Source organism: Streptomyces sp. NPDC042364 (assembly GCF_056437585.1).
On sequence record NZ_JBWKAJ010000016.1, the window covers coordinates 143,051 to 165,062 of the forward strand.

Genomic DNA, 22,012 nt, shown 5'->3' on the forward strand with positions numbered 1-22,012 from the left:
GGAGTGCCACTCAGTACATTCGAAGTAAACCCTCGTTCACTCCTCGGCCGTGCAGGCCGGATAGGGGATCGCACCTCATGACTGGAACGAACGGCAGGACCTCGGTGATCGTCGCGGGCGCGCGTACGCCCATGGGGCGGTTGCTCGGGTCGCTGAAGTCCTTCTCCGGAGCCGACCTCGGCGGCTTCGCGATCAAGGCCGCCCTCGACCGTGCGGGGATCGGTGGCGACCAGGTGCAGTACGTGATCATGGGCCAGGTGCTCCAGGCCGGGGCAGGGCAGATCCCGGCACGCCAGGCCGCGGTCAAGGCGGGCATCCCGATGAACGTGCCCGCCCTCACGATCAACAAGGTGTGTCTGTCGGGTCTGGACGCCATCGCGCTCGCCGACCAGCTGATCCGCGCCGGTGAGTTCGACGTGGTCGTCGCCGGTGGCCAGGAGTCCATGACCAACGCCCCGCACCTGCTGCCGAAGTCCCGTGAGGGCTACAAGTACGGTGCGATCCAGATGCTCGACTCGATGGCGTACGACGGGCTGACGGACTCCTTCGAGGGCATCGCCATGGGCGAGTCCACCGAGAAGCACAACACCCGCCTCGGCATCCGGCGGCCGGAGCAGGACGAGTTCTCCGCCCTGTCCCACCAGCGGGCGGCCGCCGCGCAGAAGAACGGGATCTTCGACGCGGAGATCACCCCCGTGGAGATCCCGCAGCGCAAGGGCGAGCCGGTCGTCTTCAGCCAGGACGAGGGCATCCGGGGCGAGACCACCGCCGAGTCGCTGGGCAAGCTGCGGCCGGCGTTCGCCAAGGACGGCACGATCACCGCGGGTTCCGCCTCGCAGATCTCGGACGGTGCGGCGGCCGTGGTCGTGATGAGCAAGGAGAAGGCCGAGGAGCTGGGCCTCCAGTGGCTCGCCGAGATCGGCGCCCACGGGAACGTGGCGGGACCGGACAACTCTTTGCAGTCGCAGCCGTCCAACGCGATCCAGCACGCCCTGAAGAAGGACGGCCTGGAGGTGGCGGACCTCGACCTCATCGAGATCAACGAGGCCTTCGCGGCGGTCGCCGTGCAGTCAATGAAGGACCTCGGGGTGTCCCCGGAAAAGGTGAACGTCAACGGCGGTGCCATCGCCCTCGGCCACCCGATCGGTATGTCCGGCGCCCGTCTCGTCCTCCACCTCGCGCTGGAGCTGAGGCGGCGCGGCGGCGGTGTCGGCGCGGCCGCGCTGTGCGGTGGCGGTGGGCAGGGTGACGCGCTGATCGTGCGGGTACCCAAGGCCTGAGGCCTTCCCCTTCCCAGGTGTACGTGGCTACTCGGAACGGAGCTGTGATGCAGGACGTCCCCACGCTGGTGGCACAGGCCCGGGAAGGGCGGCCGCGTGCCGTCGCCCGGCTGATCTCCCTGGTGGAGGGGGCGTCCCCGCAACTGCGCGAGGTGATGGCGGCGCTCGCCCCGCTGACCGGCGGGGCGTACGTGGTGGGTCTGACCGGTTCGCCGGGCGTGGGCAAGTCCACGTCCACGTCGGCGCTGGTCACCGCGTACCGGAGGGCCGGCAAGCGGGTCGGCGTGCTGGCGGTGGACCCGTCCTCGCCGTTCTCCGGGGGCGCGCTGCTCGGCGACCGCGTCCGGATGTCGGAGCACGCCTCCGACCCCGGGGTCTACATCCGCTCCATGGCGACCCGCGGTCACCTCGGCGGTCTCGCCTGGGCGGCGCCGCAGGCGATCCGCGTCCTCGACGCGGCGGGCTGCGACGTGGTGCTGGTCGAGACGGTCGGGGTCGGGCAGTCCGAGGTGGAGATCGCCTCCCAGGCCGACACCTCCGTGGTGCTGCTGGCGCCCGGCATGGGCGACGGCATCCAGGCGGCCAAGGCCGGGATCCTGGAGATCGGTGACGTCTACGTCGTCAACAAGGCCGACCGGGACGGGGCCGACGCGACCGCGCGCGAGCTGAACCACATGCTCGGCCTGGGGGAGTCGCGCGGCCCCGGGGACTGGCGGCCGCCGATCGTCAAGACGGTCGCCGCGCGGAGCGAGGGCGTCGACGAGGTCGTCGAGGCGCTGGAGAAGCACCGGGCGTGGATGGAGGAGCGCGGGGTGCTCGCCGAGCGCCGGCTCGCGCGGGCGGCGCGGGAGATCGAGACGATCGCGGTGACCGCGCTGCGGGAGCGGATCGGGGACCTGCACGGCGACCGCCGCCTCAGCGCGCTCGCGGAGCGGATCGTGGAGGGTGCGCTGGACCCCTACCGGGCGGCCGACGAACTCGTCGCCGGCCTGACGGAGGGGTGAGGGCGCCCAGTAACTCGGGGGCCACTGTCGTCGGGTGGCTGCGGGCGGTTCGTGGTTTCCCGCGCAGTTCCCCGCGCCCCTGAAGGCCTGGGCCTGCGGCCCTGCCTTCAGCGGGACGGCGCCGTTGAAAAGCACGGGGCGTAGCCCCGGGCGCTTTTCAGGGGCGCGGGGAACTGCGCGGACAACCCCCACCGGGCCGCAGGCGAACCACGGCCCGGAAAGGAAGCCCGGCGGTCAGTCGTTCGTGCGGTCGGCCGTGACCTTCCCCGTGTCCAGCGCGACGCGCCAGTCGCTGCCCGCACCGTCCGCGGCGGTGGTGTCGACCTCCCACGCCTGGTCCCGGCTCTCCTCGTCGAGGTCGACGGAGGTGACCGTGCCCTTGACGGCGGCGGCCTCGGCGGCCTCGGCCGCGGTCACGGAGCTGCCCTTCAGCGCGTCCCGGATCTGCGCGGTCTCGGCGGCGTCGTCGCCGTCGTCGTCCGTCTCGGTGTGCGAGCCGAGGACCTTCCCGGTGGCCGGGTCGATCTGGATGCTGTGCCAGGCACCGCCGCCCGTCAGCACGTCGACGTCCCACACATGGGTCGTGCCCTCGTCGTCCAGGTCGGCGGAGACCGCCGTACCCGAGGTGTGCTTCAGCGCCGCCTTGATCGCGTCGGCGGCCGTGATCTGCGCGGCCTTGGCGTCGGCCGCGTTCTCGGCCTTGTCCTCGGCGTCCTCGTCCGTGTCCCGGGCGGCCCGGTCCTCGGCCGCGTCCTCCGCCTTGTCCTCGGCCCTGTCCTGCGCGGTGTCGTCGGTGTCCTGGGCGTCGTCGCGGTCGTTGCCGTCGTTCGACACCGTCACCGTCTTCTTCGCGGGCGCCTCGTCGTCACCGGCGACCGCGATGGCGGTCGCGGTGCCGCCGCCGATCAGGGCGGCGGCCGCGACGGTGGCGATGACGATGTTGCGCTTCATGGGATTCCTCCGGAATGCGACTGGTTGCAACCGGTAACGGGTCGTGTCACCTGTTGCGGCTGGCTTGTGTGCCTCGTCTGCTTTCGACGGGAACCAATCTGGCCGAGGGACGCTGAAGCGGACCTGAAGCCCCCTGAAGACCGCTTCAGGTTCGTTTTGCCAAGCTGAACGCATGCGCCTGTTGATCGTGGAAGATGAGAAGCGGCTCGCGGTGTCGCTGGCCAAGGGGCTGACGGCCGAGGGCTACGCGGTGGACGTCGTCCACGACGGCGTGGAGGGCCTGCACCGGGCGAGCGAGGGCGTCCACGACCTCGTCATCCTCGACATCATGCTCCCCGGCATGAACGGCTACCGCGTGTGCGCCGCCCTCCGCGCCGCCGGCCACGACGTCCCGATCCTGATGCTCACCGCCAAGGACGGCGAGTACGACGAGGCCGAGGGGCTCGACACGGGCGCCGACGACTACCTCACCAAGCCGTTCTCGTACGTGGTCCTCGTCGCCCGGGTGAAGGCGCTGCTCAGGCGGCGCGGTCCGGCCGGCGGGGCCTCGCCCGTGCACACGGTCGGCGAGCTGAGGGTCGACACCGCCGCGCGGCGCGTGTTCCTCTCCGACGACGAGGTCACCCTGACCGCCAAGGAGTTCTCCGTCCTCGAACAGCTCGTGATCAGAGCCGGTGAGGTCGTCTCCAAGGCCGACATCCTGGAGCACGTCTGGGACTTCGCCTACGAGGGCGACCTGAACATAGTCGAGGTCTACATCAGCACCCTGCGCCGCAAGCTGGGCTCCACGCTCATCAAGACCGTCCGCGGCGCCGGATACAGGCTGGAGGCCCGCCCGTGAAGCGCCGTCTGGGCTCCGTACGGGCCCGTGCCACCCTCGCCGCGACCGTGGTCGTCGCCGTCGCCCTGGTCGCCGCCGGCGCGGCGGTGCTGCTCTCGCTGCGGTTCACCCTCGTCGACAAGGCGGACGCCGAGGCCGACTCCGTGGCCCGCAGCGCCGCCTCGGCGCTCGCCCACGGCTTCGCCTACGACGAGCTGAACCTGCCGGACGGCGACGAGAACCCCGTCGAGATCCTCGACCGGAAACAGAAGCCCGTCGTGGTCGGCGAGGACGTCGAGGGCATGAGCGTGACCGCCGTCGCCTCCGAGCGGCTGAACTCCGAGACCAACGACGACGCCGACGACCGGGCGGAGGGCGACCGGGATGCGGAGGACGCGGACCGACTCAAGGCCGGTGAGGTCGCCGACGAGACCTGGTACGGCGAGGGCACCGCGACCGTCGAGGGGGAGACGGCGGACTACCGGTTCGCCGCCGTCGACGTGATCACGAAGGGAGGCGTGCCGCTCACCGTCTACGCGGGAGCACCGCTCTCCGTCGAACAGGACGCGGTCGACACCGCGTTGACCACCATGCTCATCGGGCTGCCGCTGCTCCTGCTGACGGTAGGCGGGGTGACGTACCTGGTCACCCGGCGGGCGCTGCGGCCCGTGGAGGGCATCCGCGCCGAGATGGCCGCGATCACGGCGTCCGAGGACCTCTCGCGGCGTGTCCCCGAGCCGGACACCCACGACGAGGTCGCCCGTCTGGCCCGTACGACGAACGAGACCCTCGCCGCGCTGGAGAGTTCGGTCGAACGGCAGCGCGCGTTCGTCGCCGACGTCTCGCACGAACTGCGCAGCCCCATCGCCTCCCTGCGCACCCAGCTGGAAGTGGGCGCCGCCCACCCGGAGCTGCTGGATCTGGACGGGGCCCTGGAGGACACCGTACGGCTGCAGGACCTCGCCGCGGACCTGCTGCTCCTCGCCCGCCTGGACGCGGGGGAGCGGCCCGCGCCGGACGCCCGCTTCGACCTCGCGAGGGTCGTACGGGAAGAGGTGGACTCCCGTCCGGGGGTGGCCCTCGACAGCGTGGCCTCGCTGGAGGTCGGCGGCTCCCGCAACCAGATCTGCCGTGTCCTCGGCAACCTGCTGGACAACGCCGCCCGGCACGCCCGCGACCGGGTCGCCGTCACCCTGCGCGCCGACGCCGGCCAGGCGGTCCTCCAGGTCGTCGACGACGGCTCCGGCGTCCCCCTCGCCGACCGCGACCGCGTCTTCGAACGCTTCGTCCGCCTCGACGAGTCCCGGACCCGCGACGACGGCGGCGCCGGCCTCGGCCTGGCCATCGCCCGAGACATCGCGACCCGCCACGGAGGCACCCTGACCGTCACGGACGCCCCCCAGGGCGGCGCCCTCTTCGAACTAAGACTCCCGCGAACCCCCCAGGCCCACGGCGAACCGCACGACCGGCCACAACGAACCACCGGCACCCCCTGACCCGCATTCCCGGCACCCGCCCCGGCCCCCCGCTGACGGCGCCCGACGGCGCCCTACGGCTCCCCCGAACCCCCCAGGGGCGCGGGGAACTGCGCGACCGGCCACGACGGACCGCGAGCGGCCCTGACCTGCATTCCCGGCACCCGCCCCGCCCCCCTCGGCGGCGCCCGACGGCGCCTGTCGTAGCCCTACGGCTCCCTCGAACCCCCCAAGGGGCGCGGGGAACTGCGCGACCGGCCATGACGGACCGCGAGCGGCCCTGACCCGCATTCCCGGCACCCGCCCCGCCACCCCTCGGCGGCGCCCGACGGCGCCTGTCGCAGCCCTACGGCTCCCTCGAACCCCCCAGGGGCGCGGGGAACTGCGCGACCGGCCACGACGGACCGCGAGCGGCCCTGACCCGCATTCCCGGCACCCGCCCCGCCACCCCTCGGCGGCGCCCGACGGCGCCTGTCGCAGCCCTACGGTTCCCCCGAACCCCCAGGGGCGCGGGGAACTGCGCGACCGGCCACGACCCTCCCGCACCAGATCACCGACCGCACCCCCCCGGCACCCCACCCGCCCGCCCCCCAGCGGAGCGCTACGGCTTGCCGCGATGGTTCCGCAAGTGCTCCGCCACCGGCGTCAGCGACTTGTGCAGTTCCTCCAGCGCCTCCTCCGACAGCAGATCGATGAAGTGCCGCCGCACGGACGCCACATGGTGCGGAGCGACCCTCTGCATGGTCTCCAGGCCGTGCTCCGTGAGCACGGCGAACAACCCGCGCCGGTCGGACTCGCAGTTCTCCCGGCGCACCAGGTTCGCGTTCTCCATGCGGGTGATCTGGTGCGAGAGGCGGCTCTTGGACTGGAGGGTCGCCGAAGCGAGATCGCTCATCCGCATCCGCAGTCCCTCCGACTCGGAGAGGTTCACCAGGATCTCGTAGTCGTTCATTGTCAGGCCGAACGGCTGCAGATCCCTTTCGAGCTGGTGCGTCAGTAGTCGGTTGACGTCCAGATGGGTGCGCCAGGCGCACTGCTCCGCATCGGTCAGCCACCGCGTGGCCGTCTCGGTCTCCATGAATGAAGTCTACCTAAAAGGTTGAATGATGAACTAGCGAGTTGTGGTGGTACGGGTCGAAACATGACAGCGGGCACACGTTCGATGTCACACTCCGCAGACTACCGCTCACAGCCCGAAGCGACGCTGGAGGTCCCCCAGCTGTCCGGGAAGGCGCGGTGCGCCGCCTTGCTGTCCGTGATGGCCGGGTACCCCTCCGCCGCCGGGTACGCCCGGTTCGTGCGGCACGGCGCCCATGGCCTGCTCGGCCATCAGGGTTTCGGACGACTGGAGCAGCACCGTGCCCGCCCCGACGAACTCGAACTGGTGCTCCTCGCCGGAGGCGCCTCCGATCCCCGTCAGTGCACGTAGACCGCCCATTACGCCGGTCATGTACCCGTGGTCGTAGTGGTGGCACGGGGAGGGGCAGTCGGCCCACCCGACCAGGGCCTGGGGGTCGACCCGGATGGGGGGTTCCATGAACACCACCGGGCCGTTGGAGGCGGCCACGAACTTCCCGGTTCCGATCAGCGTGAGGAAGCCCGGAACGATGGACTGCTTCAGCGCGAGACTTGGCTGAAAAGCGAGGAGGTTGCCGGAGCGAATGGTCAGGTTGCCCTCGTCCAGGTCGTATGAGTTGACGTCGAATGCCCGGTCGGCCAGGAGCATCTTCCCGGACCCCTCGGCGACGACCCAGTCGCTCGCGTGCAGAGGCGAATGAAAGGACGTACGGACAAGGCGGTCCAGCCGACCGTGTCCCACGCCGTTGAACTCCATCTGCCCGTAGTAGGCGATCATCTTCCCCTTCTGCAGGAACCACTGGCTCCCCTTGAGCTCCACGCAGAAGGTGTAGTTGTTGACGTTGTCGTCGCTCGGCAGCGTCATGGGGTCGAAGACGGTCGGGCCGGCGACAGGGCCCCCGTACATGCTCACAGCTTCTCCTCCGAGGCCTGGACGTACACCGCGCCGTTTCCGCTCAGCTCCAGCTGGAACGCCTCGCCGGAGCCGCGGCCCACCATGTCGCGCCAGCCGAGCGCGGTGGACAGCTTGTTGCGTACGTCGCCGTGGTGGGCCACATACGCCTGGGGGTCCACATGGACCGGGCGGTGGGGGGTGATCGGGACCTCGATGACTCCGCCGTGCGCCATCACGGCGACGGCGCCGTGGCCCTGGAGTGTGGTGGTGAACAGACCCTGGCCGGTCACCTGGCCGCGGACCATGCCCATGACACCGCCCTGCGAGCCCATGAACATCGTGCCCTGCTGCAGGGTGCCGTCGAAGGCCAGCAGGCGGTCGGCCTCCACATAGAGCGTCTCGCCGGTCAGGTTGATCACCTGGATGTGGTGGCCGCCGTGCCCGAACAGGACCGTGCCGCTGCCCTCGACGGTCATCAGCGGGGTCGCCTCGCCGGCGACCCGGCGGCCGATCATCGACGCGATGCCGCCCTGGCCGCCCTGGATGTTGGGGGTGAAGGACACCTCGCCCTTGTAGGCGAGCATCGCCCCGCGCTGGCTGAACAGCCGCTGGCCGGGCATGACGGTCGCCTCGATCATCTTCGAGTTGATCTCGCGGAAGGGCATCTCACACGTCTCCCGCGATCGTGTTGCGCTCACTCGGCTGGACATAGACGAGGCCGTCGCCCTCGAAGCGCATCTGGAAGGCCTCGCCGCCGCCCTCCCCGAGGAGCGTGCGGAACGTCACACCGGACTGGAACGACTGCTGCAGGTTGCCCTGGTGGGCGATGTACGCCCCCGGGTCCACCGTCAGCGGGTACTGGTGGCTCACGTGCAGCACCACCGCCGGGCCGTCGGACATGATCGCCGCCTGGCCGTGGCCCTCAATGGTCGTGGTGAACAGGCCGTTGCCCTGCGAGGCGCCGCGCAGCCCCGTGAAGCTCGTGCCGGTCCGCAGCCCGGAGTCCGTCGCGAGCAGGTTGCTCGACTCCACGTACAGCTTGTCCCCCTGAAGATTCACCAGGTTGATCTCGGAGGCCCGGTCCGCGAACCAGCAGGTCCCCTGCCCGGTGACCTCCATCAACGTCATCTGTTCACCCGTGAGGCGCCGCGTCACCATCCCGCGCAGGCCCTCACCGCCGCCGCTCAGCTTCTTGAACGACATCTGACCGTCGTACGCGACCATCGAGCCGTTCTTCGCCTTCACGGCGTCCCCGGTCATGTCGACGGCGAGCACTTTGCTGCCTTGAAGTCGGAACATTGCCACGGGGTGACGGTAACCGGCCGATGGCCGGACAGGACAGGGTCCAGAGGGTGATCTCGACCCCGTGGGGACCCCTGGGGCATTCGGGAGGTTGGCGGATGCCAGAATGGACCGCGCTTGTGCATGTGTTCACAAAGCCCGCCCGACTCGCTCGCCGACCCCACCGAAGGTGACCCGTGGACATCAAGACCGCCTCCGCCCTCCGCCGCCTGCGCCTCGTCTCCGCCCCCGAGGCCGTCTCCTTCCTGCTGCTGCTCGTCTGCTCGGTGCTGAAGCGCACCACGGAGTTCAACGCGGTGCCCGTCATGGGCTGGGTCCACGCCATCCTGTTCCTGCTGTACCTGCTCTTCTGGGCGGACGCCTGGAACCGCGCCAAGTGGTCGCCGAAGACCGCCGCGCTCTACTTCGCCCTCTCCGTGGTGCCCGCCGGCGGCTTCTTCGCCGAGCGCAGGCTGCGCCGTGAGGCCGAGGACGCGGTGATCGCCTCCCGCGCCCGCAAGGAAGGGGTAGTGAACGCGTGATCGTCGCCTTCTCCGTGACACCGCTCGGCGTCGGCGAGGACGTGGGGGAGTATGTCGCCGACGCCGTCCGGGTCGTCCGCGCCTCCGGTCTGCCGCACCGCACCGACGCGATGTTCACCTCCGTCGAGGGCGACTGGGACGAGGTCATGGACGTCGTCCGCCGCGCCGTGGCCGCGGTCGAGGAGCGTGCCCCGCGGGTCTCCCTGGTGCTGAAGGCGGACATCCGCCCCGGCGTGACCGACGGCCTCACCTCGAAGGTCGAGACCATCGAACGGCACCTCGCCGAGTAGACCGCCCCGCTCGCCGCGGGCGCGTCGCCCCGGTCCCGAAAGCCTCCTGAACCCCGGTCCATCGGGCCGGGGTTTTCCCGCGCCCGGAGTTTGAGCGATCGCTCAAACCGGTGTACGGTCCCGGTCAATCGGTTGAGCGATCGCTCAAAACGGCGCACGGACCTGGGGGACAGATGAGAGAGAAGGGCCTCTACATAGAGGCACGCATCCGGGCCGATCTCGACGAACTGTGGACACGCACCCAGGAGCCGCACCGGCACCAGCGCTGGGATCTGCGATTCACCGAGATCGACTACCTTCCGCGCGGTGAGGGCGAGCCGCAGCGCTTCCGGTACGCCACCCGGGTGCTCCCCGGCCTGACGGTCGCCGGCACGGGGATCTCGGCCGGCGAGAAGGAGCGGCCGGACGGCACCCGCACCTCCGCCCTGCGGTTCGCCTCACCGCATCCGCTCTCGCTGCTCGCCGAGGGCAGCGGCTACTGGCGCTATGTGCCCGAAGGCGACGGGGTCCGCTTCCTCACCGGCTACGACTACCGACCCCGCTGGGGCCGCCCCGGTGCCGTCGCCGACCGGGTGCTGTTCCGCCCCCTCATGGGCTGGGCCACCGCCTGGTCCTTCGACCGTCTCCGGCTGTGGCTGGAGCGGGACATCACCCCCGAGCGGGCGCTGCGCCGCTGGCTCGCCGAGGCCGCCGTACGCGCGCTGGTGATCGCGGCGGCCTGTGCCGGACTGGCGTACGGGGCGCTGGTGGACCCGGCGGGGCCGCTGGCGCCGGCGGCCCTGTTCGCGACACCCGTACTGGCCGTGGCGGCGGTCCTGGCGGCGCTGATCGTGCCGCCCCTGCCGGGTACGCCGTCGGCCCGCCGCTGTCTGCGCACACCACCCGCACGCACCCGTGCCCCCCGTCTTCTCGCGAGCCTGGAGCGCTGACGACCATGGACCCCGTGACCTCGCCGGCCTCCCCGGCGCCGCCCACGTCCTCGATCTTCCGGACGGTGATGGGCGCGGACTTCGACCGGCTCCACCCCGAGCTGCGCCGCCGCTTCTCCGTCGGCCTGGCGAGCGGCGAGGCGTGCACCGGCCGGGGGACGATGGACCGCGTCTGGCACGGCCGGGGCCTGGTGAAGCCGTTCCTGGCGCTCGGCGGCACCCGCAACATCCTCGTCCCCCGCGAGGGCCGGAACGTCCCCTTCGTCATCGAGAACGTGCCGTACCTGGACAGCCACGGCCGTGAGACGGTGACCTTCGTGCGTACCTTCGCCCTGCCCGGCCGCCCCCGGCGCTTCGACGCCCAGATGGTGCTCGGCCCCCGGGGTGACCGGGTGCTCGACTACCTCGGCACCCACCAGCACCTCGCCAGTGATCTGTACTTCACCGCCGAGCCCGACGGTTCGCTGCTCATCCGCTCCGGCGAGCACCGCTTCCGGGAGGGCCCGGTGGACGTACGCGTACCCGAGCTGATCGGGGGCGAGGCCGAGGTGCGGGAACGGTTCGACGAGCGCACGGGACGCTTCCGGATCCGGGTCCGGGTGGTGAACCGGCACTTCGGGCCGCTCTTCGGCTACGAGGGCTCCTTCACCGCCACGTACGACGACGTCCGCGTCCGCGGGGTCCGGCCCGGTCTGCGGCCGGTCCGCGAGGAGGCGCGGGCATGAGCGAGTCGACCAGGGCGAAGCTGCTGGAGGGGGCCCTGCGGACCCTCGTCGAGCAAGGGATCGCCAAGACCTCCGCACGAACGATCGCCGCCACCGCCGGGGTCAACCAGGCGCTCGTGTTCTACCACTTCGGGTCGGTCGACGAACTGCTGGCGGCGGCGTGCCGGCACGGGGCGGAGCAGCGGGTCGCCCGCCACCGGGAGCGGCTGGCGAGGATCGACTCGCCGGCCGAACTGCTCGCCTTCGGGCGGGAGATGCACGCGGAGGAACGCGCGGGTGGGCATGTGGCCGTCCTCGGCCAGCTCCTCGCCGGTGCGCAGACGCACCCGAGGCTCGCCCCCGCGACGGCGGCGGGGCTCGACCTCTGGATCACCGAGATCGAGGACGTCCTGCGGCGCGTGCTGTCCGGCTCGCCCCTCGGGGAGTTCCTCGACCTCCCCGGGCTCGCCCGCGCGGTCGCGGCCTCCTTCGTGGGGCTGGAGCTGTACGAGGGGGTCGACCCGGAGGGGGCGGACGCGGCGCTGGCCGCACTGGAACAGCTGACGGGCCTCCTCGCCGCCCTCGAGGCGCTCGGGCCCGTGACCCAGCGGGCCGTGCGGCACCACCTGCGGCGCACCGCCGCGCGATGAGGCAACCGGGGGCGTACGGCGCCCGGCCGCCCGGGGGCCTACCCCGTCCGCGACAGGCGCCGACGGCCCTCCGTTCGGCCCTCCTCGGATCGACATACCGCCATATGCCCCCTTTTCTTTAGGTATCGCCTCGTACGATCACGGGAGGGCGCTGTGGGACCGGAGGGCTACGACTACGACACCCACAGCCGACTGGCGGGACCGCTGACGGAGCCGTCGGGGTCGCCCTACCGCGTGCGGTACACCAAGCTCCTCTCGAAGGAGCCGCACCGCGTACGAGCCGTGCTGCTGATGACGCTCGCACCGGTCCTCACGGGCGCACTGCTGGTCTACCTCGTGTGGCCGACCCACTGGGTGGAGCGCGAGGGGGCGGACGCCTGGCTGGTGGGGCTCGACACCACGATGCTGATATCCATCGGGCTGATCGAGCTCTTCATGGTCGTCAACGTCGTCTCGATCGCCCACGCGACGATGGTCGCCCGCGACCCCGTGCCCGTGGTCCCCGAATCCGGCACCCGCGTCGCCTTTCTCACCACCTACGTCCCCGGCAAGGAACCCCTCTCGATGCTCCGGGCCACCCTGGAGGGGGCGACCCGGATACGGCACGACGGCCACCTGGACGTCTGGCTCCTCGACGAGGGCGACGACGACCGGGCGAAGGCCCTCTGCGCGGAACTCGGCGTGCGGCACTTCTCCCGCAAGGGGATCCCCGAGTGGAATCTCCCGAAGGGCCCCCACAAGGCCCGGACCAAGCACGGCAACTACAACGCGTGGCTCGCGCGGCACGGCGAGGAGTACGAGTTCTTCGCCTCCGTCGACACCGACCACGTACCGCTGCCGAACTTCCTGGAACGGATGATGGGGTACTTCCGGGACCCGGACGTCGCGTTCGTCGTCGGACCCCAGGTCTACGGCAACTACACCACCCCCGTCACCAAGGCCGCCGAGTCGCAGCAGTTCCTCTTCCACGCCCTCATCCAGCGCGCCGGCAACCGCTACCGCGCCCCCATGTTCGTCGGCACCAACAACGTCGTACGCGTCGCCGCCGTGCGGCAGATCGGCGGACTGCGCGACTCGATCACCGAGGACATGGCCACCGGCTTCGAGCTGCACCGCCACCGGAACCCCCGGACGCGCGCGTACTGGCGGTCCGTGTACACGCCGGACGTGCTGGCCGTCGGCGAGGGGCCCGCCTCCTGGACGGACTTCTTCACCCAGCAGACGCGCTGGTCGCGCGGCACCTACGAGACGCTCTTCAGGCAGTACTGGAAGGCGCCTTTCACGATGCCCTGGGGCCGCCTCTTCTCGTACACGCTGATGCTCGTCTACTACCCGATGACGGCCGTCAACTGGCTGCTCGGCATCGTCAGCTGCGTGCTGTTCCTGTGGTTCGGGGCGTCCGGCACCCAGGTCACCGCCTCCGTCTGGCTGATGCTCTACAGCGACGCGGCCGCCCTCCAGGTCGGGCTCTACCTGTGGAACCGCAGGCACAACGTCTCGCCGCACGAGCCGGAGGGGTCCGGCGGGCTCGCCGGTATGGCGATGTCCGCGCTCTGCGCGCCCGTCTATCTGAGGTCCCTGCTCGCCGCGCTGCTCCGGCTGCCCTGCCGCTTCGTCGTCACCCCCAAGGGCGGTGACGCCAGCGCCGACCGGCTGCCGGCCTTCCGCATCCACCTCTTCTGGGCGGCCGTGCTGGCCTCGTCGCTGACCGCCTCGTTCGTGCTCGGCCACAGCCATGTGGCCATGCGCACCTGGGCGGTCCTCGCCACGGCCGTCTCGCTGGCGCCCGTCGGGGTGTGGGCCGTCACCCGGTACCGGGAGCGCCGGGCGAGCGCCGCGCACGGGACGCGGCCGCCGGTCGGCTCGGTGGCCACGGCGGGGGCCGCCGACGCCACCGAGCCCGGTCCGGCCCCAGCCCCCACCCCCGCCCCCTCGGTCTCCGCCACCACGACGGGAGGCACCTAGGCCATGGCGTACCAGCTCTCGAAGAAGAACAAGAAGACCGCCCTCGCCGTCGGAGGCGTCACCCTCCTCGTGGGGCTGAACGCCCCGGCCGCCGTCCACTTCGCCCAGGACCAGTACCACGAGTGGAGGATCGCCCAGCCCGGCTACCAGGCACGCCACGGCTCCTGGTCGCCGGTCGACATCCCCGGGGAGTACCGCACCAACGCCATCCACGCGGCCCTGCTGCACACCGGCAAGGTGCTGATCATCGCCGGATCGGGCAACGAGCAGAGGAAATTCGACGAGGGGTCCTTCGACACCGTCCTGTGGGACCCGGTGAGGAACACCTTCAAGAAGATCCCCACCCCCGTCGACTTCTTCTGCGCCGGCCACGCCCAGCTCCCCTCCGGCCGGCTCCTCGTGGCCGGCGGCACCGCCCGCTACGAGCTGCTGGACGGCGAGGTCGAACGGGCCGGCGGCGGTATGCGCGTCAAGAACGAGAACCCAGACCGGGCCGTGTTCCTGAAGAAGGGGACCCGCTTCCGCTCGCCGTCCGGCACCGAGTACGTCAGCCGGTTCGACGTCACCGTCCCCAAGGCGAGGCGCACCTTCGACGTCACCTATGACGCGGCCGGCGCGATGATGCCGTGGGCGACGAAGGTCACCGCGGGCGAGGCCCGGGTCTTCGTCGAGGCCGTCGAGAAGGGGCCGGGGTCCGTCACGGACAGGCGGGCCCAGTACCAGCTCGTCGGGCTCAAGGGCGAGGCCGCCGCCAACACGTACGGCCTCGCCGAGAAGATCACCATGGAGAAGCAGGACTTCCAGGGGATCAGGGCGGCCTACGAGTTCGACCCGGTGGCGGAGAGGTACCTGCCGGTCGCCCCCATGGACAAGGCCCGCTGGTACCCGACCCTGGTCGGGCTGGAGGACGGGCGGGTGCTCGCCGTGTCCGGGCTCGACGACGTCGGGGTCGTCGACCCGGGCGACAACGAGATCTACGACCCGGCGACCAGGACGTGGAAGCCGGGCCCCAAGCGGTACTTCCCCACGTATCCGGCCCTGTTCCTCACCAAGGGCGGCAAGCTCTTCTACCCGGCGTCCAACGCCGGGTACGGCCCCGCCGACGCGGGCCGGGCGCCGGGCCTGTGGGATCCGAAGACCAACACGTTCGAGAGGGTTCCGGGTCTGACCGATGCCGACCAGACGGAGACCTCGGCCTCCGTGCTGCTGCCGCCGGCCCAGGACCAGAAGGTGATGATCCTCGGCGGCGGAGGCGTCGGAGAGTCCCGGAAGGCGACCTCGCGCACGGCGGTCGTCGACCTGAGGAAGCGCGACCCGGTCTTCCGGGACGGCCCCGACCTCCCCCAGGGCACCCGCTATCTGAACAGCGTGATCATGCCCGACGACACCGTCTTCACCTCCAACGGCTCCCGTGACTACCGCGGCCGCAGCGCCAGCAACATCCTCAAGGCGCAGTTCTACGACCCCGGGTCCAACTCCTTCCGGGGCGCCGCCGCTCCCCGGGTGGGCCGCAACTACCACTCCGAGGCACTGCTCCTGCCGGACGGCCGCGTCGCCACCTTCGGCTCCGACCCGCTCTTCGACGACCGGCAGAACACCAAGCTGGGCCACTTCGAGCAGCGCATGGAGATCTACACACCTCCGGCCCTGCACAGGAACGGAAGGAACCGCCCCGTTCTCGGCGACGGCCCCCAGGAGACCGACGCCAAGGGCCGCGCCACCTTCGCCACCGCCCACCCCGAGCGGATCGCCGCCGCACGGCTGATACGCCCCAGCGCGGTCACCCACACCACCGACGTCGAACAGCGGTCCATCGCGCTGGAGGTCACCAGGACCCCTGACTCGATCACGGTCGACGTCCCGGCGGACCGGACACTCGTCCCGCCGGGCTGGTACATGCTGTTCGTGACGGACGCGCGGGGGACGCCGTCGGTGGCGAAGTGGATCCAGGTGCGGTGATCCTCGGGGCTACCCCTTCGCGTTGCGTGCCAGGTCCAGGGCGTAGTCCGGCCACCATGTGCCCGCCGCCGGTCCGCCCCGGCACTCCCCGTCCGACTCCCCGGGCCGCTTGATCCACAGATAGGCGTCGAGGGCCGGCTCCCCGGTGTCGGTGGTGGGCGGCGTACCGAGGGCGCGGCCGGGCGGGTTGCACCAGGCGGTGCCGCGCCCGCCGTTCAGGGGGCCGTTGCCGTTGCGACTGGTGTCGACGACGAAGTGCTTGCCGCCGAGGGCTTCGGACAGCCTGAGACCGTACGCCTTGGTCGTGGCGTCGGTCTGGAAGTTGGAGACGTTGAGGGAGAAGCCGTCGGCGCGGTCGATGCCGGCGCGGTGCAGCGGTTCGACGAGTTCACCGGGGTCGTGGATCCAGGCCGGGTTGCCGGCGTCGAGGTACACCGCGGTGCCCGGGTTCTCCTTCAGCCGTGCGACGGCATCGGCCAGCAGCCCCTCCCGCTCGGCGTGGTACTCGCCGGGGGTGCAGCCGTCCACGATGTGGGCGATCGCGTCCGGTTCCAGGACGACCAGGGCGTCGCCGTCCCCGATGGCGCCGGCGAACGCGTCGATCCACTCCCGGTAGGCGCCGGAGTCGTGGGCGCCGCCGGCGGAGTGCCGGCCGCAGTCGCGGTGCGGGATGTTGTACGCCACGAAGACCGCCGTGCGGTTCTCCCGTCCCGCCGCCCCGACGGCCGCCTCGATCGCCGGCACCGGGTCGTCGCCGGCCGGCCACAGGGCGGTCGGCCGCTCGGCGATCCGGCGCAGCAGCGCGGCGTCGCGTGCGCGGCCCTCGCGCTCCCACCGGTCGATCTGCCGGGCCGCCGGGCTCGACGGATCGACCCAGAAGGGGGACCCGGCGCCAGGCCGTACCGCTTCGGCGGCCTTCCCGGTGGCATCGTCGCCGACGGGGGTGTCGCCGGTGCCGCTCGGGGACGTGGGCGACGAGCAGCCCACCGCGAGCCCGAGCGCGGCGAGGGCCGAGAAGGCGGCGAGGGCGCGGACCGGCGTACGGACCGGGGCGTGTGCCGGACGGTGGGGCCGGCTGCGGAGCGATGGACGGGTCGACAGGGACATGGTGCTCCCTCTGCTCCCTGGACGGTGACGTCCCGCGACGATTCATCGCCAATCGTCACATGAGGCGATGGAGCGACTCCGCTGCGACACCGCGGGGGAGGGCTGCGGGTCCGGCCGGACGACCGAAAAGCGAGACGGGGCTGACCAGCATGTGACCGGCCGGTAAGGTCGATGCCGTGCCGAAGCCGCTCAGCCTTTCCTTCGACCCCATCTCCCGCGCCGACGAGCACTGGAAACAGCGCTGGGGGAACGTCCCGTCCATGGCCGCGATCACCTCGATCATGCGCGCCCAGCAGATCCTGCTGGCGGAGGTCGACGCGGTCGTCAAGCCGTACGGGCTGACCTTCGCGCGCTATGAGGCGCTGGTGCTGCTCACCTTCTCCCAGAAGGGCGAACTGCCGATGTCCAAGATCGGCGAGCGTCTCATGGTCCACCCCACGTCGGTCACGAACACGGTGGACCGCCTGGTGAGATCCGGTCTCGTCGACAAGCGGCCCAACCCCAACGACGGCCGTGGCACCCTCGCCTCGATCACCGACAAGGGCCGTGAGGTCTGTGACGCCGCCACCCGCGACCTCATGGCGATGGACTTCGGTCTCGGCGTCTACGACGCCGAGGAGTGCGCGGAGATCTTCGCGATGCTCCGGCCCCTGCGGGTGGCGGCGGGCGACTTCGAGGAGAGCTGAACGGCGGCCGCGGGGGTCAGGCCGCGGCGGTCCCGGTGGCCGCGTCCTCGATGACGAGCGGCTCGGCCTCGCGGGTGATCCGGCGCTCGACGAAGAAGGCGGCGGTCGGGACCGTGCCCGCGAGCAGGACCCACAGAAGGCGCCCCACCGGCAGCTTCATCTTGTTGCCGAGGTCGAAGGCGAAGACGAGGTACAGCACGTACAGCCAGCCGTGGGCGAAGCCCACCACGGTGACGAACGTGTCGAAGCCGTCCAGGCCCAGTACGCGCTTTCCGATCACGCCCGCCGTGAGCAGGATCAGCAGCACGGCCGTGACGAGGGCCAGCACTCGGTAGCGGGTCAAGACGCTCTTCTTCATGCCGTCGAGCGTAACGGGTGCTTCCGGGGGGCCGGCGGGCGCGTCCCGGCCCGCACCACTGTCGTTTACTAGGACGTCCTAGTAAATTGGTGGTATGGACGCTGACGCCATCCAGGAGGGTCGCCGTCGCTGGCAGGCCCGGTTCGACGCCGCGCGCAAGCGCCGGGCCGACTTCACCACGCTGTCCGGCGACCCGGTGGAGCCCGTGTACGGTCCCCGGCCCGGAGACGTGTACGAGGGGTTCGAGCGGATCGGGTGGCCCGGCGAGTTCCCGTTCACCCGGGGGCTCCACCCGACCGGCTACCGGGGGCGCACCTGGACGATCCGGCAGTTCGCCGGGTTCGGGAACGCCGAGCAGACGAACGAGCGGTACCGGATGATCCTCGCCCACGGCGGCGGGGGCCTGTCGGTGGCGTTCGACATGCCGACCCTCATGGGGCGGGACTCCGACGACCCCCGGTCGCTGGGCGAGGTCGGGCACTGCGGCGTCGCCGTCGACTCCGCCGCCGACATGGAGGTCCTGTTCAAGGACATCCCGCTCGGGGACGTGACGACGTCCATGACGATCAGCGGGCCGGCCGTTCCCGTCTTCTGCATGTACCTCGTCGCCGCCGAGCGGCAGGGCGTCGACCCGGGCGTGCTGAACGGCACCCTGCAGACCGACATCTTCAAGGAGTACATCGCGCAGAAGGAGTGGCTCTTCCGGCCCGAGCCGCACCTGAGGCTCATCGGCGACCTCATGGAGCACTGCGCGGACCGCATCCCCGCGTACAAGCCGCTGTCCGTCTCCGGCTACCACATCCGTGAGGCCGGGGCCACGGCCGCGCAGGAGCTGGCGTACACCCTGGCCGACGGCTTCGGGTACGTGGAACTGGGGCTCAGTCGCGGGCTGGACGTGGACGTGTTCGCGCCGGGGCTGTCCTTCTTCTTCGACGCGCACATCGACTTCTTCGAGGAGATCGCCAAGTTCCGCGCGGCGCGCAGGATCTGGGCGCGCTGGATGCGCGACGTGTACGGGGCGCGGACCGAGAAGGCCCAGTGGCTGCGGTTCCACACCCAGACCGCCGGTGTCTCGCTGACCGCGCAGCAGCCGTACAACAACGTGGTGCGCACGGCGGTGGAGGCGCTCTCCGCGGTCCTCGGCGGGACCAACTCCCTGCACACCAACGCGCTGGACGAGACCCTCGCGCTGCCCTCCGAGCAGGCCGCCGAGATCGCGCTGCGCACGCAGCAGGTGCTCATGGAGGAGACCGGCGTCGCCAACGTCGCCGACCCGCTGGGCGGTTCGTGGTACGTCGAGCAGCTGACGGACCGTATCGAGGCCGACGCCGAGAAGATCTTCGAGCAGATCAAGGAGCGCGGGCTGCGGGCCCACCCCGACGGGCGGCATCCGATCGGGCCGATGACCTCCGGGATCCTGCGGGGCGTCGAGGACGGCTGGTTCACCGGCGAGATCGCCGAGTCCGCCTTCCGCTACCAGCAGGCCCTGGAGAAGGGCGAGAAGCGCGTCGTGGGCGTCAACGTCCACCACGGCTCCGTGACCGGCGACCTGGAGATCCTGCGGGTCGGCCACGAGGTCGAGCGCGAGCAGGTGCGGGTGCTGGCCGACCGGAAGGCCGCCCGTGACGACACGGCGGTGCGGCGCGCGCTGGACGCCATGCTCGTCGCTGCGCGGGACGGGTCGAACATGATCGTGCCGATGCTGGACGCGGTCCGCGCCGAGGCCACGCTGGGCGAGATCTGCGGTGTGCTGCGGGACGAGTGGGGGGTCTACACGGAGCCGGCGGGGTTCTAGTGCCGGGGCACTGGAGGCCGGCGTTTTCCGGGGGTGCTCGGGCCGTTCGCCCGGGCGTCCGGTATCCCCCTCAGTCCGCCGTCCCGCTCAGGCCCACCAGCAGGAGTCTGGTGAAGGCGCGCACCCACTGCTCGTCGGCCGGTTCCGCGCTCACCAGGGTGCGGTGGACCACCGCGCCGGCCACGACGTCGAAGATGAGGTCGACGTTCGCGGGGTCGGACTCCGGGGGGAGTTCGCCGCGGGCCTGGGCGCGGGCACGGCCCTCCAGGACCAGCCGTTTCTGGCGCTCGACGATGGACGTGCGGATGCGTTCGCGCAGCGCGTCGTCGCGGGTCGACTCGGCGATGACGGCCATCAGGCCGCTCCTGGCCTCGGGACGGGCGAGGATCGCGGCGAACTGCAGCACCACGCCCTCGATGTCCGCCGCGAGACTGCCCCGGTTGGGCATCTCGAGTTCGTCGAAGAGCTCGGCCACCGCGTCGACCACGAGTTCGTTCTTGCCCGCCCAGCGGCGGTAGAGGGTCGTCTTGGCCACCCCGGCGCGCGTCGCCACGTCGCCCAGCGTCAGCTTCGACCAGCCCAGCTCCACGAGAGCCTCCCGGGTGGCCGCCAGAATCGCGGCGTCCGCCGTGGCGCTGCGCGGGCGCCCCGTGGCGCGGGAGGCAGGGGTGCGGCTCTGCATGCCGCCGACCATATCCGGCCGTTCTTCGCCGTCCCCGCATGTCCTGCCGAGTGCCGTGAGGCAGATCACCGGGGAGTGGGTACATAGGAGTCGCGGGTGCAGTTACGCTACGGGTCGTAGCGAAAGCGCTGAACAGATGGGGACGGTCGGCTTCGCCACGCTTTTCACGCGCGCGTCCGGAGGGGGGAGGATGTACTCATGCAGCCACGGAACATGTCCATGAGCGGAGTCGTCGACCTCGCCGCGGTGAAGGCGGCCCAGGAGGCCAAGGCGAAGGCGGAGCAGGCGCGCGCCGAAGCGGCCCGGCAGGGCGGCGGCCAAGGAGCGGTCTCCCCGGCCGACCTCGTCATCGACGTCGATGAGGCCGGGTTCGAGAGGGAGGTTCTCCAGCGCTCCACCGAGGTGCCCGTCGTCATCGACTTCTGGGCCGAGTGGTGCCAGCCCTGCAAGCAGCTCAGCCCGGTGCTGGAGCGGCTGGCCGTCGACTACAACGGCAAGTTCGTCCTCGCCAAGATCGATGTCGACGCGAACCAGATGCTGATGCAGCAGTTCGGCATCCAGGGGATCCCGGCGGTGTTCGCCGTCGTCGCCGGGCAGGCACTGCCCCTCTTCCAGGGAGCCGCCCCCGAGCAGCAGATCCGCGCCACCCTCGACCAGCTGGTGCAGGTCGCCGAGCAGCGTTTCGGCCTCACCGGCCTCGTGGTCGACCCCGACGCCGAGGCCGGCTCCGTCGAGTCGGCCCCGCCGATCCCGGCCGGCCCCTACGACCATCTGCTCGCCGCCGCCGTACAGGCCCTGGACGCGGGCGACTTCGGCGGCGCGGTGCAGGCGTACAAGAACGTGCTGAGCGACGACCCGGGCAACAGCGAGGCCAAGCTGGGCCTCGCGCAGGCCGAGTTGCTCCGGCGGGTGCAGGGCGTGGACCCGCAGGAGGTGCGCAAGACCGCGGCGGAGAAGCCCGCCGACGTACAGGCGCAGATCGCGGCCGCCGACCTCGACCTCGTGGGCGGGCATGTGGAGGACGCCTTCGGGCGGCTCGTCGAGACGGTCCGGCGGTCGGCGGGCGATGACCGGGAGACCGTGCGGCTCAGGCTGCTCGAACTGTTCGAGGTCGTCGGGTCCGACGATCCCCGGGTGGCCGCGGCCCGCCGGGCGCTGGCGCGGGCGTTGTTCTGAGACGGGTCCCGGGGCGCGCCGCCGCGGCGCGCCCCGGTTCTCCAGGGGCGCCCACGTTTCGGCGTGGGCGCACCGCTGTGATGTGCCGGAACGCGTGTTGCCGGAGTGAGAGATTTGGCGACACGGCGACTTCCCGGCCGCGCTTTACCAAATCTTGGTAATCGCGACTGCTGTTACTGGCAGTAAGAGAACCGCGTCGTTGTGTCGGACTCTGTCCGACTGTCAACCACTCTGTCGCCTCACGCGGGGCGACCCAGGGTCGCTGCCCGATGCCAATGGGTCGTTGTTCGGTTATCCGTCCGTTACTAGCGAGTAACGAACCCCCTTGCGGGGGCGGCCAGAATGCACCACGATCGGCGACGCTCGGTCCAATCCCGTACCCCGCC

Annotated in this window: 22 protein-coding genes; 14 read left to right on the forward strand and 8 right to left on the reverse strand. The window is 71.2% G+C overall.

Translation table 11 applies throughout. The annotated features are described in order from the left end of the window. The first annotated feature begins 77 nt into the window (after positions 1-77). Together AC067N_RS28120 and meaB are read left to right on the forward strand one after the other, a co-directional pair. Positions 78-1,280: an acetyl-CoA C-acetyltransferase gene (locus tag AC067N_RS28120; RefSeq protein ID WP_478681665.1), complete on the forward strand. Its 1,203-nt coding sequence runs from the start codon at positions 78-80 to the stop codon at positions 1,278-1,280. A gap of 47 nt (positions 1,281-1,327) precedes the next feature. Continuing rightward, entirely contained in the window at positions 1,328-2,284 is a 957-nt protein-coding gene (gene meaB, locus AC067N_RS28125; RefSeq protein WP_478681666.1) for a methylmalonyl Co-A mutase-associated GTPase MeaB, read from the forward strand. A 234-nt stretch (positions 2,285-2,518) separates the two neighbouring features. Here meaB and AC067N_RS28130 read toward each other — a convergent pair whose 3' ends face one another. Further along, positions 2,519-3,235, reverse strand: a complete 717-nt coding sequence (locus AC067N_RS28130; RefSeq protein WP_478681667.1) for a PepSY domain-containing protein — start codon at positions 3,233-3,235, stop codon at positions 2,519-2,521. Between the two features lie 172 nt (positions 3,236-3,407). Here AC067N_RS28130 and AC067N_RS28135 point away from each other — a divergent pair, with 172 nt between their 5' ends. Continuing rightward, positions 3,408-4,076, forward strand: a complete 669-nt coding sequence (locus AC067N_RS28135) for a response regulator transcription factor (RefSeq protein WP_478681668.1) — start codon at positions 3,408-3,410, stop codon at positions 4,074-4,076. Beyond that, a complete protein-coding gene (locus AC067N_RS28140; protein ID WP_478681669.1) occupies positions 4,073-5,551 on the forward strand; it encodes a sensor histidine kinase in 1,479 nt (492 codons plus the stop codon). The genes AC067N_RS28135 and AC067N_RS28140 overlap by 4 nt, the downstream gene beginning before the upstream one ends. A gap of 580 nt (positions 5,552-6,131) precedes the next feature. On the opposite strand, the gene AC067N_RS28145 is transcribed toward AC067N_RS28140, so the two are convergent. From AC067N_RS28145 to AC067N_RS28160, 4 genes are all read right to left on the reverse strand, one after another. Next, positions 6,132-6,608 carry a MarR family winged helix-turn-helix transcriptional regulator gene (locus tag AC067N_RS28145; RefSeq protein WP_478681670.1) on the reverse strand — a complete coding sequence of 159 codons (477 nt, stop codon included), beginning with the start codon at positions 6,606-6,608 and terminating at the stop codon, positions 6,132-6,134. A 108-nt stretch (positions 6,609-6,716) separates the two neighbouring features. Further along, positions 6,717-7,514, reverse strand: a complete 798-nt coding sequence (locus AC067N_RS28150; RefSeq protein WP_478681709.1) for an AIM24 family protein — start codon at positions 7,512-7,514, stop codon at positions 6,717-6,719. A gap of 2 nt (positions 7,515-7,516) precedes the next feature. Beyond that, entirely contained in the window at positions 7,517-8,167 is a 651-nt protein-coding gene (locus AC067N_RS28155) for an AIM24 family protein (protein WP_478681671.1), read from the reverse strand. 1 nt (position 8,168) lies between these two features. Next, a complete protein-coding gene (locus AC067N_RS28160; protein WP_478681710.1) occupies positions 8,169-8,801 on the reverse strand; it encodes an AIM24 family protein in 633 nt (210 codons plus the stop codon). 179 nt (positions 8,802-8,980) lie between these two features. Between AC067N_RS28160 and AC067N_RS28165 the strand changes: the two genes are divergently transcribed. The 7 genes from AC067N_RS28165 (at position 8,981) to glxA (ending at position 15,822) form a co-directional block, all read left to right on the forward strand. Next, positions 8,981-9,325: a DUF3817 domain-containing protein gene (locus AC067N_RS28165; protein WP_478681672.1), complete on the forward strand. Its 345-nt coding sequence runs from the start codon at positions 8,981-8,983 to the stop codon at positions 9,323-9,325. After that, entirely contained in the window at positions 9,322-9,615 is a 294-nt protein-coding gene (locus AC067N_RS28170) for an MTH1187 family thiamine-binding protein (protein ID WP_390950331.1), read from the forward strand. Before AC067N_RS28165 ends, AC067N_RS28170 begins: the two co-directional genes overlap by 4 nt. 173 nt (positions 9,616-9,788) lie before the next feature. Further along, positions 9,789-10,544, forward strand: coding sequence for a hypothetical protein (locus tag AC067N_RS28175; protein WP_478681673.1), 756 nt, complete (start codon positions 9,789-9,791; stop codon positions 10,542-10,544). 5 nt (positions 10,545-10,549) lie between these two features. Next, a complete protein-coding gene (locus tag AC067N_RS28180; protein WP_478681674.1) occupies positions 10,550-11,269 on the forward strand; it encodes a DUF4166 domain-containing protein in 720 nt (239 codons plus the stop codon). Beyond that, a complete protein-coding gene (locus AC067N_RS28185) occupies positions 11,266-11,898 on the forward strand; it encodes a TetR/AcrR family transcriptional regulator (RefSeq protein ID WP_478681675.1) in 633 nt (210 codons plus the stop codon). The genes AC067N_RS28180 and AC067N_RS28185 overlap by 4 nt, the downstream gene beginning before the upstream one ends. 153 nt (positions 11,899-12,051) lie before the next feature. Next, positions 12,052-13,863: a glycosyltransferase family 2 protein gene (locus AC067N_RS28190; protein WP_478681676.1), complete on the forward strand. Its 1,812-nt coding sequence runs from the start codon at positions 12,052-12,054 to the stop codon at positions 13,861-13,863. Positions 13,864-13,866: 3 nt separating this feature from the next. Continuing rightward, positions 13,867-15,822 (forward strand): radical copper oxidase GlxA, encoded by a 1,956-nt coding sequence (gene glxA, locus AC067N_RS28195; protein WP_478681677.1) that lies wholly within the window; start codon positions 13,867-13,869, stop codon positions 15,820-15,822. 9 nt (positions 15,823-15,831) lie between these two features. On the opposite strand, the gene AC067N_RS28200 is transcribed toward glxA, so the two are convergent. After that, entirely contained in the window at positions 15,832-16,929 is a 1,098-nt protein-coding gene (locus AC067N_RS28200) for a glycoside hydrolase family 6 protein (RefSeq protein WP_478681678.1), read from the reverse strand. A 176-nt stretch (positions 16,930-17,105) separates the two neighbouring features. On the opposite strand from AC067N_RS28200, the gene AC067N_RS28205 reads away from it, so the two are divergent. Next, complete coding sequence (locus tag AC067N_RS28205) at positions 17,106-17,615, forward strand: MarR family winged helix-turn-helix transcriptional regulator (protein ID WP_033529321.1); 510 nt, start codon at positions 17,106-17,108, stop codon at positions 17,613-17,615. 16 nt (positions 17,616-17,631) lie between these two features. Here AC067N_RS28205 and AC067N_RS28210 read toward each other — a convergent pair whose 3' ends face one another. Further along, a complete protein-coding gene (locus AC067N_RS28210) occupies positions 17,632-17,973 on the reverse strand; it encodes a DUF3817 domain-containing protein (protein ID WP_478681679.1) in 342 nt (113 codons plus the stop codon). A 94-nt stretch (positions 17,974-18,067) separates the two neighbouring features. On the opposite strand from AC067N_RS28210, the gene AC067N_RS28215 reads away from it, so the two are divergent. Then, entirely contained in the window at positions 18,068-19,768 is a 1,701-nt protein-coding gene (locus AC067N_RS28215; RefSeq protein WP_478681680.1) for an acyl-CoA mutase large subunit family protein, read from the forward strand. A gap of 70 nt (positions 19,769-19,838) precedes the next feature. Here AC067N_RS28215 and AC067N_RS28220 read toward each other — a convergent pair whose 3' ends face one another. After that, complete coding sequence (locus tag AC067N_RS28220; RefSeq protein WP_478681681.1) at positions 19,839-20,450, reverse strand: TetR/AcrR family transcriptional regulator; 612 nt, start codon at positions 20,448-20,450, stop codon at positions 19,839-19,841. Positions 20,451-20,648: 198 nt separating this feature from the next. Between AC067N_RS28220 and AC067N_RS28225 the strand changes: the two genes are divergently transcribed. Next, the gene (locus AC067N_RS28225; protein ID WP_478681682.1) at positions 20,649-21,626 is read left to right on the forward strand and encodes a tetratricopeptide repeat protein; all 978 of its coding nucleotides are present in this window, start codon (positions 20,649-20,651) and stop codon (positions 21,624-21,626) included. Positions 21,627-22,012: the final 386 nt, after the last annotated feature.